Source organism: Phycicoccus sp. Root563 (assembly GCF_001427915.1).
Taxonomy (GTDB): domain Bacteria; phylum Actinomycetota; class Actinomycetes; order Actinomycetales; family Dermatophilaceae; genus Pedococcus.
In genome coordinates this window covers 1646921-1664060 of record NZ_LMGM01000001.1, presented here as the reverse complement: position 1 = coordinate 1664060, position 17140 = coordinate 1646921, and the positions used below count along the sequence as shown (strand labels likewise).

Sequence of the window (17140 nt, the reverse complement as noted above, 5' to 3'; positions counted from 1 at the left end):
GTTGGCGACGACGAACACGACGATCGTGCAGAAGAAGGATGTGTTGGCGGGGTTCCTGGCGGGAACGGCGGGGTTCGCGAACGAGGCGTCGGACTTCCTGGAGGCCAATGGGGGTCGGATCATCCAGGTGGGGCAGGTGCAGCGGCCGACGTTGGCGGTGCTGGCGAAGTACTCGCCGCAGTACCCGTGCTTCACCGAGGCGTTGGTCAACTGGCAGCCCCGCATCGACGAGGCGTTCCGGGACTCGCAGTTCCACATCACGGTGGAGGTCGCGCCGCAGCGTCCGGGGTACACCCCGGGGGAGGAGCCGCGCTGGGGCGAGAGCCGCGGGCCGAACTGCCTCGGGCTGCCCAACCCCGGTGGCAGCCAGGCCAACCCCCACCAGGGGCCGCACTTCGACGACGGCACCCGGTCGGGCGGCACCAGCGCAGGCAGTGCCCTGCCCACCGCCTTCACCGGTCCGTCGGGCTCCAGCATCGTCGGACCCGACGCGGGCCTGGCCGGTACCGAGGAGGAGCAGCGCGTCGTGGCGGCACTGCTGTCCGGGAACGGCTCTGCCGAGCCGTCCGCCATCACGACCCTGCTCGCCGGGCCGATGCTGCGCGGAACGGTGGTGAGCCAGCGATGAACACCACCCCACAAGGTTCTTCCCTCCTTCGTCGCTCCGATACTTCGCGGGGGCCCCGATGAGCACTCGCTCCAGCCTCGTGAAGTTCATCGTGTTCGTCGTGGCGACGCTGCTCGCGACGGGCACCCTGGCCGCGACCATCGCCAACATCCAGTTCGGTGAGAAGGCGACGTACACCGCCGTGTTCAAGGACGTCACCGGCCTGGCCGCGGGCCAGGAGGTGCGGATCGCCGGCGTGCGCGTCGGGGAGGTCAAGGCCATCAAGGTCGCCCGCGACCGGGTGCACGCCGACGTCCAGTTCAAGGTGCTCAAGACCAGCGTCCTCACCCAGGGGACCAAGGCGACGATCAAGTACCGCAACCTCGTCGGGGAGCGCTACATCGCCCTCACCCAGGACGTGGGGGGCGCCACCCCCCTCAAGGACGGCGCCACCCTCGGGCTCGACCACACCCAGTCCGCGCTCGACCTCACCGTGCTCTTCAACGGGTTCAAGCCGCTGTTCGCCGCACTCTCGCCCAAGGACGTCAACGAGCTGTCCGCCAACATCGTCAGCGTCCTGCAGGGCGAGGGCGGCAACATCAACTCGCTGCTGGCCAAGACCGCGTCCCTGACCTCGACGCTGGCCGACCGCGACGCGGTCATCGGGCGCACCATCAGCAACCTCAACACCGTGCTCGGCACGGTCGACGACCGCGACGCCGCGCTCAAGGAGCTGATCGACCAGCTCCAGCGGTTCGTCTCCGGCCTGGCCGCCGACCGCAAGACCATCGGTGCGTCGCTGACCAACATCAACTCGCTGACGGCCCAGACCGCGGACCTGCTCAAGGTGACCCGCTCGCCGCTGAAGTCGGACATCGCCAACCTGCGGTCCCTCGCGACCAACCTCAACGAGCCCGCCAACACGGCCACCTTCGAGAAGTTCCTGTCGACCTCACCCGGGAAGATCTCCACGATCACCCGGACCGCCACGTACGGCTCGTGGTTCAACTTCTACCTGTGCGACTTCAGCGGCACGATCAAGCTGCCGGTCGGCCCTGCGGTCAACCTCGGCAAGCCCGAACAGCTGTCGGCTGCGAGGTGCTCCTGATGGCCATCCCGTTCCGTGAGCGCAACCCCGTCCCGATCGGGGCGGTCGGCCTGCTCTCCATCGCCGTGCTGCTGTTCCTGGCCTTCAACATCCAGAGCATCCCCTTCATCGGTGGGGGCGACTCCTACCGGGCCGCCTTCAGCGAGGCAGGTGGCCTGCTCAAGGGCGACGACGTCCGCATCGCCGGCGTCAAGGTCGGCAAGGTGAAGTCCGTCGACCTCGCGGGCGACCACGTCGTCGTGCAGTTCAAGGTCACCGAGCCGGCCGCATTCGGCACGGAGACCGCCGCGTCGGTGCGGATGAAGACCCTGCTGGGCCAGAAGTACCTCGCGCTCGAGCCCGCCGGTCCGGGGCAGCTCAAGGCGGACAGCGAGATCCCGATCGACCGCACGGTCTCGTCCTACGACATCATCAACGCCTTCAGCGACCTCGCGACGACCACCGAGCGCATCGACACGGGTCAGCTGGCCGACTCCCTGACGACCCTGGCCACGGAGTTCAAGGACAGCCCGAAGGACGTCAAGGCCGCTCTCGACGGCCTCAGCCGGCTGTCGCGGACGATCGCCTCGCGGGACGCCGAGCTGAAGAAGCTGCTCGCCTCGGCGAACAGCGTCTCGGGCACGGTCGCCCAGCGGAACAAGGCGATCGAGTCGATCATCAAGAACGCCGACCTGCTGCTGGTCGAGCTCGAGGCGCGTCGGGAGGACATCCACACCCTCTTCGTCAACACCTCGGCGATGGCCCAGCAGGTGACCGGCCTGGTCCGGGACAACCGGGCACAGCTCAAGCCGGCCCTGGACCAGCTGACCAAGGTCCTCGCGGTGCTGCAGAAGCACGAGAAGGACCTCAGCGACACGATCGCCGCCATGGCGCCCTTCACCCGGCTGTTCGCCAACGTCCTGGGCAACGGCCGGTGGTTCGACACCTACATCGAGAACCTCACCACGCCCGTCGAACTCGGAGGCAAGTGATGGCCCGCCGTACCCCGTCGCTCGGGGGCTTCGTCCCGAAGGCCGTCGCCGCGCTCACCGTGGTGGCGCTGGCTGCAGGCGCGTACGCGTTCTGGCCCCGCCACGAGACCGTCCGGGTCACGGGTGAGTTCTCCCGCGCCGTGGGTCTCTTCCCTGGCTCCGACGTGCGCATCCTCGGCGTGCAGGTCGGGCAGGTCAAGGACGTCACCCCGAAGGGCGACAAGGTCGAGGTGGTCTTCGAGTACGACGCGAAGTACAAGGTGCCCGCCCAGGCCCAGGCCGCCGTGGTCGCTCCGTCGCTGGTCAGCGACCGGTACGTCCAGCTCTTCCCTGCCTACACCGGTGGGCCGGTGATGAAGGACCACGCGCAGATCGGCCTGGACCGCACCGCCGTCCCGGTCGAGCTCGACCGGATCTCCACCAGCCTGGACGACCTGCTCGTCGCCCTCGGTCCCACGGGTGCCAACAAGGACGGTGCCCTCCAGGCCGCCCTCGACACCGGAGCCAGGAACCTCGACGGCCAGGGCCAGAAGATCCACGACACCAACCACGACCTCAGCCTCGCCCTGCAGACCCTGTCGGGCGGGCGCAACGACCTGTTCGGCACGGTGAAGAACCTGCAGACCTTCACCTCGATGCTCGCCACCAACGACAGCCAGGTGCGCCGACTCAACGCCGACCTCGCGAGCGTCTCGACCCAGCTCGACGCCGAGCGGGACGACCTCGCCGCCGCCCTGAAGAACCTCGCGGTGGCGCTGAGCGAGGTGAGCTCGTTCGTGCACGACAACCGGGCGTCGCTGACGACCAACATCGGCCAGCTCGCCTCCGTCACCGGGACGGTCGCCAAGCAGCGTGACGCCCTGGCGGAGACGCTGACCGACGCCCCGGTCGCGATCAGCAACCTCCAGAACGCCTACAACCCCAAGAGCGGCACGCTCGACACCCGCGCCAACCTCAACGAGAACCTCAAGCTCCAGACGTTGCTGTGCAACCTCATCACCGCGAGCGGCCAGCCGCCGAGCGTCTGCACCACCGTGGCGGGCGTGCTCAAGCCCGTGACCGACCTCCTCGACAAGCTCAAGGGGCTGGGCGTGGTCCTCCCGACCAACCTGCTCAGCGCCATACCGAGGTCGCAGGGGGGCACCGGGCCCGAGGCGACCACCGCCGGGGCGCCAGCCCCGACCACTCCCGCCGTGCAGCTGCGCGGCGCCGACCCCACCCTCGGTGGGCTCCTCGAGGGGGACCGGTGACCACCATGGCGCACTCCAGCGACCCCACCACCCGGACGCGTATGCCGCGTGGCCGCCTGTTCGCCGCCGCGCTGGCGGCCGGCGCGGTGCTGACCACGACGGGCTGCCAGGGTGCGTTCGACCTGCCCCTGCCCGGTGGCGCCGCCAACAGCGGCGACATCATCCGCGTCACCGCCGAGTTCGCCGACGTGCTCGACCTCGTCCCGCAGTCCTCGGTGAAGGTGGACCAGGTGACCGTGGGCTCGGTGGAGAAGATCGAGCTCAACGGCTGGACCGCCCGGGTGACGCTGCGCCTGCCCAAGGACGTGAAGCTCCCCGACAACGCGGTGGCCGAGCTCAAGCAGACGTCCCTGCTGGGGGAGAAGTACGTCGAGCTCTCACCGCCGACCACGGGCACCCCCGAGGGCGCCCTCGGCGACGGCGACAACATCCCCCTCGACCGGACCGGCCGCAACCCCGAGGTCGAAGAGGTCCTCAGTGCGATGTCGTTGCTGCTCAACGGTGGTGGCGTCGCCCAGCTGAAGGTGATCGAGACCGAGCTCAACCACGCCCTGACCGGCAACCAGGCCGAGATCAAGGACCTGATCAAGCAGCTCGACACGTTCGTCGGCGGGCTCGACCAGCAGAAGAGCGAGATCGTCCGGGCCATCGACAACATCGACAAGCTCGCCAGCCGACTCGCGGCCCAGAAGGACGACATCGACCGGGCCCTGGCCACGATGCCGCAGGGCCTGAAGGTGCTCGCCGACCAGCGCAAGCAGCTGGTCCAGCTGCTCGCTGCGCTCAGCCGCCTCGGCGCGGTGGGTACCGACGTCATCGCGCAGAGCAAGGCCGACACCACGGCCAACCTCAAGGCCCTTGAACCCATCCTGGCCCAGCTCACCAAGGCCGGTGACAACCTGCCCAAGTCCCTGCAGCTGTTCCTGACCTACCCGTTCCCCGACAGCGCGACCGGGGCGATCAAGGGCGACTACACGAACCTGTCGGCCGACCTGGACCTCAACCTCAAGAACCTCGCGGGCAACCTCGGCCTGCCGACGACCCTGCCCACCGGCGGTCTCCCCACCGGCGGGCTGCCCACGGGTGGCCTCCCCGGGCTCCCGGGTCTGCCGACGCCGTCGCTGCCGGTGACGCCGTCGCTGCCCACCCCGTCCATCTCGGTGCCGAGCGTCCCCGGGGTGCCCCTGCCCAGGAGCACGTCGTCGAGCCGGACGTCGAGCGGGAACCCCGTCTGTCCGCCGCTCTGCCTGAGCCCGCAGCAGTCGCAGTCGAGCTCCGACGGCTCCTGGCGCTCCCTCTACGGAGGTGACGCATGATCCGCCGCTCGGTGAAGGTGCAGCTGTTCGCCTTCATGCTCATCACCCTCCTCACGGTCTCGGTACTGTCGGCGCGCTACGTCGGCCTCTACGACCGGGTGGTCGGCGGTCAGTACCACGTGTCGGCCGACTTCGCGCAGTCCGGTGGCATCTTCATCGGCTCCGAGGTGTCCTACCGGGGGGTCACCGTCGGCCGCGTGGACGACCTGCGCCTGTCCAAGGACGGCGTCGTCGTCGACGCGAAGATCCAGCGCGGCGTCAAGATCCCCAAGGACACCAAGGTCGTCGTGGAGAACCGCTCGGCGGTGGGGGAGCAGTACCTCGACTTCCAGCCGCGCAGCGACGGTGGGGCGGTGCTCGCCGACGGCGACACGATCCCGCGCAAGGACACCCAGTTCCCCCTGCGCGTCGACACGCTGCTGCTCGACCTCGACCACACCGTCAACTCCGTTGACCGGCAGGACCTGTCCACGGTGGTCGACGAGCTCGGGAACGGGTTCGCCGACGGCGGGCAGGACCTCCAGCGGCTCATCGACAGTGGTGACGCCCTCACCCAGGCGGCCACCGAGGCGCTGCCCGAGACCAAGAAGCTGCTCGACGACGGCCGGATCGTCCTGGACACCCAGCGCGACACGTCCGGCCAGGTCAAGACCTTTGCGAAGAACTTCGCCGACCTCGCCGACACCCTCAAGTCCTCGGACGGCGACCTGCGGCTCGTGCTCGACCGTGGCGTCGTGGCCTCGACCGAGCTCGAGGCGCTGATCCGCGACAACAAGGGCAACCTCGCGGCCCTGCTGGCCAACCTCATCACCGTCGGCCAGGTCACCACCGCGCGCGTCGACGGCATCCAGCAGCTGCTCGTGACGTACCCCGACGTCGTGGCCGGCGGCTTCACCGTCGTGCCCGGTGACGGCACCGCCCACTTCGGGCTGGCCCTCGCGCAGAACCCGCCGGTCTGCACCCAGGGCTACGGCGGCACGAAGCGGACCAACCCGAAGACGACGACCAACCTGCCGCCGGTGAACACCAGCGCCCGCTGCACCGCCCCCCGTGGGTCGGGGACGACCGTGCGCGGTGCGCAGAACGCGCCCCCGGCCTCGGGCGGGGCCGCCAACGCGACCGTTCCGCTCGCTTTCGGCGACCAGCCCGTATCGCCGGGCATGGCCGCGTCGTTGGGCATGGCGACACCACAGGTCTCCGTGCCCGTCCCCCCGACGGACGGTGCGGGCGGTGAGGCCTCGTGGTTGTGGATCATGAAGGAGGCCGCTCGATGAGCACCACCACCACCGCGCCCGTCACGACGCCCACCACAATGGCGGGCATGACCGACGCCGACGCCGAACCCGCCACCGGGTCGACCACCGACCCCGCGGGCCGCGCAGCGCCCACCGCGGGCGTCGCCCGCATCACCCCCCGCCTCGTGTGGGTGGTGGTGGCCCTCGCCCTCGTCGCCTCGGTGGCCCTCGGGGCCACCCGCGGCCGGGACTGGTATGCCGCGCGGCAGACCTCGGCGGCCAACGCCGCCGCCACGGCTGCGGCCAGGCAGCTGGCCATCAACTTCGTCAGCGTCGACTACGCCAAGGTCGACGCAGACACCGCACGGGTCCGGGCCGGTGCCACGGGGGAGTTCCTCAAGAGCTACACGACCTCGGTCGACCAGCTCAAGAAGGTGCTGGTCGCCAACAAGACGGTCTCGACCGTCCAGCGGTCCGAGGCCGCCCTCGTCTCCGGTGACCTCGACTCTGCGGTCGCGCTCGTCGGGGTGGTCGCGCCGACGAAGAACACCGCCGTCCCCGCGGGGGAGACCAAGACCTACCGGATGCGGCTGGAGCTCCGGAAGGTCGGATCGGCATGGAAGGTGGAGAACCTTGAGTTCGTCGGCTGACACCCCTCGTCCCCGCCCCAAGGTCGCCGGGCACCGCTCACGCGCCCGCACGACGGGCACCGCCACCGCGGCCCCAACGGCCGCGTCCCCCGCGACCGGCTCCACGGACGCACCTGCGGTCGAGCGCAGCGGCGACCCGGCCGAGGGTGCCACGGCTGGTCCCCGACGCCGGCTGACCCTGCCCCCGCGGCACCAGGGCGCCGCGGCAGAGCCCACGTCCGAGGCGACGTCCGAGGCGACGTCCGGGCTCGAGGCGGGAGAGGGCACGGCCTCCTCGGAGGTGCCCGCCGGCCGTCGACGCCGCTGGGTGGCCCCCTCGGTGGCCCTCGTGGCCAGCCTCGCCCTGCTCGGCACCGTCGCCGGCCTCAGCCTCCAGGACACCGGCGCCGACGCGCGCGCCGAGCGCGCAGCGACCAGCCAGGCGCGCACGTCGATCGAGCAGATGCTCAGCTACAACTACAAGACCATCGACGCGCAGTCCGCCCAGATCGAGGGCCTGCTCACCGGGTCGTTCAAGACCGAGTTCACCACCGCCATGGACAAGGAGATCAAGCCGCTGGCCGTCAAGAACCAGACCGTCGTGCAGGCCCGGGTCTCCGACGTCGGCGTGATGAGCTCGTCCCCGACGACGGTGAAGGTGATGGCCTTCGTCAACCAGGCGCGGGTCGGCACCGACCAGAAGCAGCCCGTCGTCGACCAGAACCGCGTCCTCGCGACGCTGTCCAAGGTCGGCGACCGGTGGTTGATCAGCCGGGTGGACGCGTTCTGACGATCCTCGGAGCACCCCGCTGACCTGCGGCGACGTCCCCTACGGGGCGTCGCCGCAGTCGTGCCGGGGGACCGTTCGGCTCCTTCTCGGGGTGGCGCCCTTGACGCAGGGGCGCGGGCGCGTCATCCTCGTCTGCGTCGACCCGCCCCTTGTGGGGGCGAGACCCCCGTCAAGGCTGTGGCTCTGCCCGCTGGACACGGTTGGACGAGGCTGCCCTCCTACGTGTATGCTCATCCTTTGCGCTGCCCTCTTTCGCGCCCCCACCTCGGACAGAAGCTCTTCGTCGTGCCCTCCGGCACGGAAAACGAGCCACCTCCTGGCGGGATCGTGACGGCGGCCGGCGCCAATTCGGTTTCGAACCATCAGTTTTAAGACAGGCCCGTGGAAGGACCCCTCCTTGGCTGCCTCGCGCAACGCGACTCAGACTGTGTCCACCGCACGGACGGCTTCTGGCCGTCTGTCGTTCGCGAAGATCCGCGAACCCCTCGAGGTCCCCGACCTCTTGGCGCTGCAAACGGAAAGCTTCGACTGGCTGCTCGGTAACGAGCGCTGGCAGGCCCGTGTCGCAGAGGCCAAGGCCGCGGGTCGGGGGGATGTGCCGGATCGCTCCGGCCTCGAGGAGATCTTCGAGGAAATCTCTCCCATCGAGGACTTCAGCGGCTCCATGTCGCTGTCGTTCCGTGACCACCGCTTCGAAGAGGTCAAGTACTCCATCGAGGACTGCAAGGAGCGCGACCAGACCTACTCCGCGCCCCTGTTCGTCACCGCGGAGTTCATGAACACCACCACCGGCGAGATCAAGAGCCAGACGGTGTTCATGGGTGACTTCCCGCTCATGACCGAGCGCGGCACCTTCGTCATCAACGGCACCGAGCGTGTCGTCGTCTCCCAGCTGGTCCGCAGCCCGGGCGTCTACTTCGAGCGCACGCCCGACAAGACGTCCGACAAGGACATCTACACCTCGAAGATCATCCCGAGCCGCGGTGCGTGGCTCGAGTTCGAGATCGACAAGCGCGACATGGTGGGCGTCCGCGTCGACCGCAAGCGCAAGCAGTCGGTCACGGTGCTCCTCAAGGCCCTGGGCATGTCCGAGGCCGACATCCTCGAGGAGTTCGGCGACTACGAGTCGATGCGGCTCACCCTGGAGAAGGACCACACGGCCGGCCAGGACGACGCGCTGCTCGACATCTACCGCAAGCTGCGCCCGGGCGAACCGCCGACCCGTGAGGCCGCCCAGACCCTCCTGGACAACCTCTACTTCAACCCCAAGCGCTACGACCTCGCCAAGGTCGGCCGCTACAAGATCGACCGCAAGCTCGGCGTCGCCGCCGAGCTCGGCGACTCGGTCCTGTCCGTGGATGACATCGTCGCGACGATCAAGTACATCGTCTCCCTGCACGCCGGCGAGACGACCCTGAACGGCAAGAACGGTGACGAGGTCGTCGTCGAGGTCGACGACATCGACCACTTCGGCAACCGTCGCCTGCGCAACGTCGGCGAGCTCATCCAGAACCAGGTCCGCACCGGCCTGTCCCGCATGGAGCGCGTCGTCCGCGAGCGCATGACCACGCAGGACGTCGAGGCGATCACGCCGCAGACCCTGATCAACATCCGCCCCGTGGTGGCCTCGATCAAGGAGTTCTTCGGCACCTCGCAGCTGTCGCAGTTCATGGACCAGAACAACCCGCTCGCGGGCCTGACGCACAAGCGGCGTCTGTCGGCCCTCGGCCCGGGTGGTCTGTCCCGTGACCGCGCCGGCATGGAGGTCCGTGACGTCCACCCGTCGCACTACGGCCGCATGTGCCCCATCGAGACCCCGGAAGGCCCGAACATCGGCCTGATCGGCTCGCTGGCGTCCTACGGTCGGATCAACGCCTTCGGCTTCATCGAGACCCCGTACCGCAAGGTCGTCAAGGGTCGCGTCACCGACGACATCCAGTACCTGTCCGCCGACGAGGAGGACCGCCACGTCATCGCGCAGGCCAACGCCGTCATCGACGCCGAGGGCAACTTCACGGACGAGCGCGTCCTGGTCCGCACCAAGGGCGGCGAGGTCGACTACATCCCGGGTGAGGACGTCGACTTCATCGACGTCTCGGCCCGCCAGATGGTGTCCGCCGCGACCGCGCTGATCCCGTTCCTCGAGCACGACGACGCCAACCGCGCGCTCATGGGTTCCAACATGCAGCGCCAGGCGGTGCCGCTCGTCAAGTCCGAGGCGCCGCTGGTCGGCACCGGCATGGAGTACCGCGCCGCGCTCGACTCGGGCGACGTCGTCCGTGCCGAGGCCGCTGGTGTGGTCACCGAGGTCTCTGCCGACCTCGTCACCGTCGCCGGTGACGACGGCTCGACCCGCACCTACCGCATCGCCAAGTTCGCGCGCTCCAACCAGGGCACGTCGTACAACCAGGTCGTCGTCGTCAACGAGGGCGACCGGGTCGAGACCGGCGGCGTCATCGCCGACGGTCCCGCGACCGACGGTGGCGAGATGGCGCTCGGGCGCAACCTGCTCGTGGCGTTCATGCCGTGGGAGGGCCACAACTACGAGGACGCGATCATCCTCAGCCAGCGCCTGGTGCAGGACGACGTCCTCTCCTCGATCCACATCGAGGAGCACGAGGTCGACGCCCGTGACACCAAGCTCGGGCCGGAGGAGATCACCCGGGACATCCCGAACGTCTCCGAGGAGGTCCTGGCCGACCTCGACGAGCGCGGCATCATCCGCATCGGCGCCGAGGTCCGCGACGGCGACCTGCTCGTCGGCAAGGTCACGCCCAAGGGTGAGACCGAGCTGACGCCGGAGGAGCGCCTCCTGCGCGCCATCTTCGGTGAGAAGGCCCGCGAGGTCCGCGACACGTCCCTGAAGGTGCCCCACGGCGAGACCGGCACGGTCATCGGCGTGAAGGTGTTCGACAAGGACGAGGGCGACGACCTGCCCCCGGGTGTCAACCAGCTCGTGCGCGTCTACGTCGCCAACAAGCGCAAGATCACCGACGGTGACAAGCTCGCCGGCCGTCACGGCAACAAGGGCGTCATCTCCAAGATCCTGCCCGTCGAGGACATGCCGTTCCTCGAGGACGGCACCCCCGTGGACGTCGTGCTCAACCCGCTCGGTGTCCCCGGTCGAATGAACGTCGGCCAGATCCTCGAGCTGCACCTCGGCTGGGCCGCCTCGCGCGGCTGGGAGATCGCCGGCAACCCGGACTGGGCCAAGCTCATCCCGGAGGACGCCCGCAAGGCGCCCGCCGGCACGCGCGTGGCCTCCCCGGTGTTCGACGGTGTGCGCGAGGACGAGATCGTGGGTCTGCTGGACTCCACGACCAAGACCCGCGACGACGTGCGCCTCATCGACGGTTCCGGCAAGTCCCGGCTCTTCGACGGCCGCTCCGGCGAGCCGTTCCCCGAGCCGGTGTCGGTGGGTTACATGTACATCCTCAAGCTGCACCACCTCGTGGACGACAAGATCCACGCCCGCAGCACCGGCCCGTACTCCATGATCACGCAGCAGCCGCTGGGTGGTAAGGCGCAGTTCGGTGGCCAGCGCTTCGGTGAGATGGAGGTGTGGGCCCTCGAGGCCTACGGCGCCGCCTACGCGCTGCAGGAGCTGCTCACCATCAAGTCCGACGACGTCCAGGGCCGCGTGAAGGTCTACGAGGCGATCGTCAAGGGCGACAACATCCCCGAGCCCGGCATCCCCGAGTCCTTCAAGGTGCTCATCAAGGAGATGCAGTCGCTGTGCCTCAACGTCGAGGTGCTCAGCAGCGACGGCACGTCCATCGAGCTGAAGGAGTCCGACGAGGACGTCTTCCGCGCGGCGGAGGAGCTCGGAATCGACCTGTCCCGGCGCGAGCCCAGTTCGGTCGAAGAGGTCTAAGGCGTCGGTATGCCGCGCGGGCACCCCTGGTGAGCGCGCGGCATACCGCCCCTCCTCCCGACCAACCCCAGATTTAAAGCTAGAGACACGGAAGAAGGAACCACGTGCTCGACGTCAACTTCTTTGACGAACTGCGCATCGGCCTGGCCACTGCTGACGACATCCGTCAGTGGAGCCACGGTGAGGTGAAGAAGCCGGAAACCATCAACTACCGCACGCTCAAGCCCGAGAAGGAGGGCCTGTTCTGCGAGCGCATCTTCGGCCCCACCCGGGACTGGGAGTGCAACTGCGGCAAGTACAAGCGAGTCCGCTTCAAGGGCATCATCTGTGAGCGCTGTGGCGTCGAGGTCACCCGCGCCAAGGTGCGTCGTGAGCGGATGGGCCACATCGAGCTCGCCGCCCCCGTCACCCACATCTGGTACTTCAAGGGCGTCCCGTCGCGCCTGGGCTACCTGCTCGACCTGGCCCCGAAGGACCTCGAGAAGGTCATCTACTTCGCGGCCTACATGATCACGTCCGTCGACGACGAGCAGCGCCACAAGGACCTGCCGTCGCTCGAGGCGCAGATCGAGGTCGAGAAGAAGGAGTTCTCGAACAAGCGCGACTCCGAGGTCGAGGCCCGTGCCAAGCGCCTCGAGTCCGACCTCGCCGAGCTCGAGGCCGAGGGTGCCAAGGCCGACGCGCGCCGCAAGGTCCGCGAGTCCGCCGAGCGCGAGATGAACCAGATCCGCAAGCGTGCGGACCAGCAGATCGAGCGCCTCGAGCAGGTCTGGGACCGGTTCAAGAACCTCAAGGTCCAGGACCTCGAGGGCGACGAGATCCTCTACCGCGAGATGCGCGACCGGTTCGGCCTCTACTTCGAGGGCGGCATGGGCGCCGCGGCGATCCAGAAGCGCCTGCAGACCTTCGACCTCGAGGCCGAGGCGGAGCTGCTGCGCGAGATCATCGCCACCGGCAAGGGCCAGAAGAAGACCCGTGCCCTCAAGCGGCTCAAGGTCGTCACCGCGTTCCAGGTCACGACCAACAAGCCCGACGGCATGGTGCTCGACGCCGTCCCGGTCATCCCGCCGGACCTGCGTCCGATGGTGCAGCTGGACGGTGGCCGCTTCGCGACCTCCGACCTGAACGACCTGTACCGCCGCGTGATCAACCGCAACAACCGCCTCAAGCGGCTGCTCGACCTCGGTGCTCCCGAGATCATCGTCAACAACGAGAAGCGGATGCTCCAGGAGGCTGTCGACAGCCTCTTCGACAACGGCCGTCGTGGTCGCCCGGTCACGGGCCCCGGCAACCGTCCGCTCAAGTCGCTGTCCGACATGCTCAAGGGCAAGCAGGGTCGTTTCCGCCAGAACCTGCTCGGCAAGCGCGTCGACTACTCCGGCCGTTCGGTCATCGTCGTCGGCCCGCAGCTCAAGCTGCACCAGTGCGGTCTGCCCAAGCAGATGGCCCTGGAGCTCTTCAAGCCGTTCGTGATGAAGCGCCTGGTCGACCTCGACCACGCGCAGAACATCAAGTCGGCCAAGCGCATGGTCGAGCGCGCCCGTCCGGTCGTGTGGGACGTCCTCGAAGAGGTCATCACCGAGCACCCCGTGCTGCTCAACCGTGCACCCACGCTGCACCGACTCGGCATCCAGGCGTTCGAGCCCCAGCTGGTCGAGGGCAAGGCCATCCAGATCCACCCGCTCGTCTGCTCGGCCTTCAACGCCGACTTCGACGGTGACCAGATGGCTGTCCACGTGCCGCTGAGCACCGAGGCGCAGGCCGAGGCCCGCATCCTCATGCTCTCGAGCAACAACATCCTCAAGCCGGCCGACGGTCGTCCGGTGACCATGCCCACCCAGGACATGATCATCGGCCTCTACCACCTCACCTCCGAGGTGGAGGAGGGTCGCGGCACCGGTCGCGCGTTCTCCTCGGTCCACGAGGCGCGGATGGCGTTCGACGCGGGCTCGCTCGAGCTCGGCAGCAAGATCAAGCTGCGCCTGGTCGACGTCGTGCCGATCCCGGGCACCGAGCTGCCCGAGGGTGTCGAGGCGGACGCGCAGGGCCAGGTGCCTTCGCTGACGTTCGAGACCACCCTGGGCCGCGCGCTGTTCAACCAGACGCTGCCGGTGGACTACCCGTTCGTCGACGCCGTCGTGGACAAGAAGCGCCTCTCGACGATCGTCAACGACCTCGCCGAGCGCTACAGCAAGGTGCAGGTCGCGGCCAGCCTCGACGCGCTCAAGGAGTACGGCTTCCACTGGGCGACCCGCTCGGGCACCACGGTCGCCATCTCCGACGTCGTGACCCCGCCGCGCAAGCTCGAGATCCTCGAGGCGTACGAGACCAAGGCCACCAAGGTCCAGGTCCAGTACGAGCGCGGTCTGATCACCGACGACGAGCGTCGCCAGGAGCTCATCGAGATCTGGACCCAGGCCACCAACGAGGTCGCCAAGGAGATGGAGGCCAACCTCCCGAAGACCAACACCATCTACAAGATGGTGTCCTCGGGTGCGCGTGGTAACTGGATGCAGCTGCGTCAGATCGCCGGTATGCGTGGTCTGGTGTCCAACCCGAAGGGCGACATCATTCCCCGCCCGATCCGCGCGAACTTCCGCGAGGGTCTGTCGGTGCTCGAGTTCTTCATCTCCACGCACGGCTCGCGCAAGGGTCTGGCCGACACCGCGCTGCGTACCGCCGACTCGGGTTACCTGACCCGTCGTCTGGTGGACGTCTCGCAGGACGTCATCATCCGCGAGGACGACTGCGGCACCGACCGTGGCCTGACCATGCCGATCGCGCAGAAGAACGCGGCCGGTGCGCTGGTCGAGCACGACGACGTGGAGACCTCGGTCTACGCGCGGACGCTCGCCGCCGACGTCGAGAAGGACGGTTCCGTCCTGGCCGAGGCCGGTATCGACCTCGGTGACGTGGTCATCGACGCCCTCGTCGCCGCCGGCGTCGAGGAGGTCAAGGTCCGCTCGGTGCTCACCTGTGAGTCCCACGTCGGCACCTGCGCCGCCTGCTACGGCCGTTCGCTGGCCACCGGCAAGCTCGTCGACATCGGTGAGGCGGTCGGCATCATCGCCGCGCAGTCCATCGGTGAGCCCGGCACCCAGCTGACGATGCGTACCTTCCACACCGGTGGTGTGGCCGGTGACGACATCACCCAGGGTCTGCCGCGTGTCGTCGAGCTCTTCGAGGCACGTACCCCGAAGGGTGTCTCCCCGATCGCCGAGGCCTCCGGCCGCGTCGTGATCGAGGACACGGACAAGACGCGTCGCCTGATGCTGACCCCCGACGACGGCTCCGAGGAGCACGCCTACCCCGTGAGCAAGCGTGCGCGCCTGCTCGTCGCGGACGGCGAGCACGTCGAGGTCGGCCACCAGCTGACGGTCGGTTCGATCGACCCGAAGCAGGTCCTGCGCATCCTCGGCCCGCGTGCGGTCCAGATGCACCTGGTCGACGAGGTCCAGCACGTCTACCGCCAGCAGGGTGTGTCGATCCACGACAAGCACATCGAGGTCATCGTGCGGCAGATGCTGCGCCGGATCACGATCATCGAGTCCGGTGACGCCGACCTGCTCCCCGGTGAGCTGGCCGAGCGTGGCCGCTTCGAGAACGAGAACCGTCGCGTCGTCGCCGAGAACGGTCGCCCGGCCTCGGGTCGCCCCGAGCTCATGGGTATCACCAAGGCGTCGCTCGCGACCGACTCGTGGCTGTCGGCCGCCTCCTTCCAGGAGACGACCCGCGTGCTCACCGAGGCTGCGATGAACGGGAAGTCGGACCCGCTGCTGGGTCTGAAGGAGAACGTCATCCTCGGAAAGCTCATCCCGGCCGGCACGGGTCTCCCGCGCTACCGGAACATCAAGGTCGAGGCGACGGAAGAGGCCAAGGCTGCGATGTACTCGATGCCGAGCTACGAGTACGACTACCCGGTCTTCGGCCCGGGCTCCGGCGAGGCCATCCGCCTCGACGACGCCGAGCTGGGCCTCGACTGAGGTTCCCGCAGAGCGTGACCCGAGGGGGTCGGTCCGGTTCGCCGGGCCGGCCCCCTCGGTCGTGCCGCCCCGCGTCCCGGACGTTCGCGTGCCGGCCACCCGCACGCCGGGTGGGCGACGCCCGCCGGGGAGCAGGCGGCATACACGGGGCCGCGCCGGTGTTGACCGGGGTGCCGCGCAGCGGGGGAGCGGGCCCATACCGATTTGGTGGGCCACCACGCAGGCGGTATCTTTGAACACTGTGTCTGAGGTCCAAACCTCGGGCACGCCCGCTGGAGCCGCCGCCGTCACCGGCAGGTGGGCCAGCACCACCTCTCGCCGGGCAATCCACGTCAGATCCGCATGGGTCCGTTGTGGGGAGTGCAGGGGGGAGCGCCGAGTCCGACACACCCGAGTGCGGGGGTCGGGCGGAGCACCACACCAAGGAGTGCCGGACGGCTGCTGGTCAGCCAGTCGGCGCAGAACATCAACTACGTACGGAGAACAGGTTGCCTACGATCAACCAGCTTGTGCGCAAGGGGCGTCAGGACAAGGTCACCAAGACCAAGACTCCTGCCCTCAAGGGCTCGCCCCAGCGCCGTGGTGTGTGCACGCGTGTGTACACCACCACCCCCAAGAAGCCGAACTCTGCCCTGCGCAAGGTCGCCCGCGTGCGCCTCACCAGCGGCATCGAGGTCACGGCCTACATCCCCGGCGTCGGCCACAACCTGCAGGAGCACTCGATCGTGCTCGTGCGTGGCGGTCGTGTGAAGGACCTTCCCGGCGTGCGCTACAAGATCGTCCGCGGCTCGCTCGACACCCAGGGTGTCAAGAACCGCAAGCAGGCCCGCTCCCTTTACGGCGCGAAGAAGGAGAAGAAGTAATGCCTCGTAAGGGACCCGCGCCCAAGCGCCCCCTCGTCGTCGACCCGGTCCACAACTCCCCGTTGGTGACCCAGCTGGTCAACAAGATCCTCCTCGACGGCAAGAAGTCCATCGCCGAGACGATCGTCTACGGCGCCCTCGAGGGCGTCAAGGAGAAGACCGGCTCCGACCCCGTGGTCACGCTCAAGCGTGCCCTCGACAACATCCGTCCCACCCTTGAGGTCAAGTCCCGCCGTGTCGGTGGCGCGACCTACCAGGTGCCGATCGAGGTCAAGCCCAACCGCGCGACCACGCTGGCCCTGCGCTGGATGGTCGGCTACTCGCGTCAGCGTCGTGAGAAGACCATGACCGAGCGCCTCATGAACGAGATCCTCGACGCGTCCAACGGCCTCGGTGCCGCGGTCAAGCGTCGCGAGGACACCCACAAGATGGCCGAGTCCAACAAGGCCTTCGCGCACTACCGCTGGTAACAGCACCGGGGTGCCGCGCGCTGCAGACCGCGCGCGCGGCACAC

At 68.6% G+C, this 17140-nt stretch carries 12 protein-coding genes; all 12 read left to right on the top strand.

The features are described from left to right. Positions 1 to 628 (top strand): MCE family protein (locus tag ASD62_RS07865; RefSeq protein ID WP_200956862.1); only part of this gene is annotated, 628 nt, incomplete at its 5' end. A 58-nt stretch (positions 629 to 686) separates the two neighbouring features. Further along, positions 687 to 1715 carry an MCE family protein gene (locus tag ASD62_RS07860; protein ID WP_056915481.1) on the top strand — a complete coding sequence of 343 codons (1029 nt, stop codon included), beginning with the start codon at positions 687 to 689 and terminating at the stop codon, positions 1713 to 1715. Then, positions 1715 to 2686, top strand: a complete 972-nt coding sequence (locus ASD62_RS07855) for an MCE family protein (RefSeq protein ID WP_056915480.1) — start codon at positions 1715 to 1717, stop codon at positions 2684 to 2686. The genes ASD62_RS07860 and ASD62_RS07855 overlap by 1 nt, the downstream gene beginning before the upstream one ends. Next, positions 2686 to 3936, top strand: coding sequence for an MCE family protein (locus ASD62_RS07850; protein WP_056915479.1), 1251 nt, complete (start codon positions 2686 to 2688; stop codon positions 3934 to 3936). Before ASD62_RS07855 ends, ASD62_RS07850 begins: the two co-directional genes overlap by 1 nt. 5 nt (positions 3937 to 3941) lie before the next feature. Then, positions 3942 to 5252 (top strand): MCE family protein, encoded by a 1311-nt coding sequence (locus tag ASD62_RS07845; RefSeq protein ID WP_235530763.1) that lies wholly within the window; start codon positions 3942 to 3944, stop codon positions 5250 to 5252. Next, complete coding sequence (locus tag ASD62_RS07840) at positions 5249 to 6526, top strand: MCE family protein (RefSeq protein ID WP_056915478.1); 1278 nt, start codon at positions 5249 to 5251, stop codon at positions 6524 to 6526. Before ASD62_RS07845 ends, ASD62_RS07840 begins: the two co-directional genes overlap by 4 nt. Beyond that, complete coding sequence (locus tag ASD62_RS07835; RefSeq protein ID WP_235530662.1) at positions 6523 to 7137, top strand: hypothetical protein; 615 nt, start codon at positions 6523 to 6525, stop codon at positions 7135 to 7137. Before ASD62_RS07840 ends, ASD62_RS07835 begins: the two co-directional genes overlap by 4 nt. Next, a complete protein-coding gene (locus ASD62_RS07830; protein ID WP_056915477.1) occupies positions 7121 to 7906 on the top strand; it encodes a hypothetical protein in 786 nt (261 codons plus the stop codon). The genes ASD62_RS07835 and ASD62_RS07830 overlap by 17 nt, the downstream gene beginning before the upstream one ends. A 397-nt stretch (positions 7907 to 8303) precedes the next feature. Continuing rightward, positions 8304 to 11780 carry a DNA-directed RNA polymerase subunit beta gene (gene rpoB, locus ASD62_RS07825; protein ID WP_056915476.1) on the top strand — a complete coding sequence of 1159 codons (3477 nt, stop codon included), beginning with the start codon at positions 8304 to 8306 and terminating at the stop codon, positions 11778 to 11780. Between the two features lie 104 nt (positions 11781 to 11884). Next, positions 11885 to 15763 carry a DNA-directed RNA polymerase subunit beta' gene (locus ASD62_RS07820; protein WP_056915475.1) on the top strand — a complete coding sequence of 1293 codons (3879 nt, stop codon included), beginning with the start codon at positions 11885 to 11887 and terminating at the stop codon, positions 15761 to 15763. 488 nt (positions 15764 to 16251) lie between these two features. After that, positions 16252 to 16626, top strand: coding sequence for a 30S ribosomal protein S12 (gene rpsL / locus ASD62_RS07815; RefSeq protein ID WP_056915474.1), 375 nt, complete (start codon positions 16252 to 16254; stop codon positions 16624 to 16626). After that, positions 16626 to 17096 (top strand): 30S ribosomal protein S7, encoded by a 471-nt coding sequence (gene rpsG / locus ASD62_RS07810; protein WP_056915473.1) that lies wholly within the window; start codon positions 16626 to 16628, stop codon positions 17094 to 17096. The genes rpsL and rpsG overlap by 1 nt, the downstream gene beginning before the upstream one ends. Positions 17097 to 17140 lie beyond the last annotated feature (44 nt).

Coding starts and splice junctions, on each gene's coding strand:
- ASD62_RS07855 (WP_056915480.1), top strand. CDS start 1,715: ATGGCCATCCCGTTCCGTGAGCGCAACCCCGTCCCGATCGGGGCGGTC.
- ASD62_RS07835 (WP_235530662.1), top strand. CDS start 6,523: ATGAGCACCACCACCACCGCGCCCGTCACGACGCCCACCACAATGGCG.
- ASD62_RS07860 (WP_056915481.1), top strand. CDS start 687: ATGAGCACTCGCTCCAGCCTCGTGAAGTTCATCGTGTTCGTCGTGGCG.
- ASD62_RS07840 (WP_056915478.1), top strand. CDS start 5,249: ATGATCCGCCGCTCGGTGAAGGTGCAGCTGTTCGCCTTCATGCTCATC.
- ASD62_RS07850 (WP_056915479.1), top strand. CDS start 2,686: ATGGCCCGCCGTACCCCGTCGCTCGGGGGCTTCGTCCCGAAGGCCGTC.
- ASD62_RS07845 (WP_235530763.1), top strand. CDS start 3,942: ATGGCGCACTCCAGCGACCCCACCACCCGGACGCGTATGCCGCGTGGC.
- rpsG (WP_056915473.1), top strand. CDS start 16,626: ATGCCTCGTAAGGGACCCGCGCCCAAGCGCCCCCTCGTCGTCGACCCG.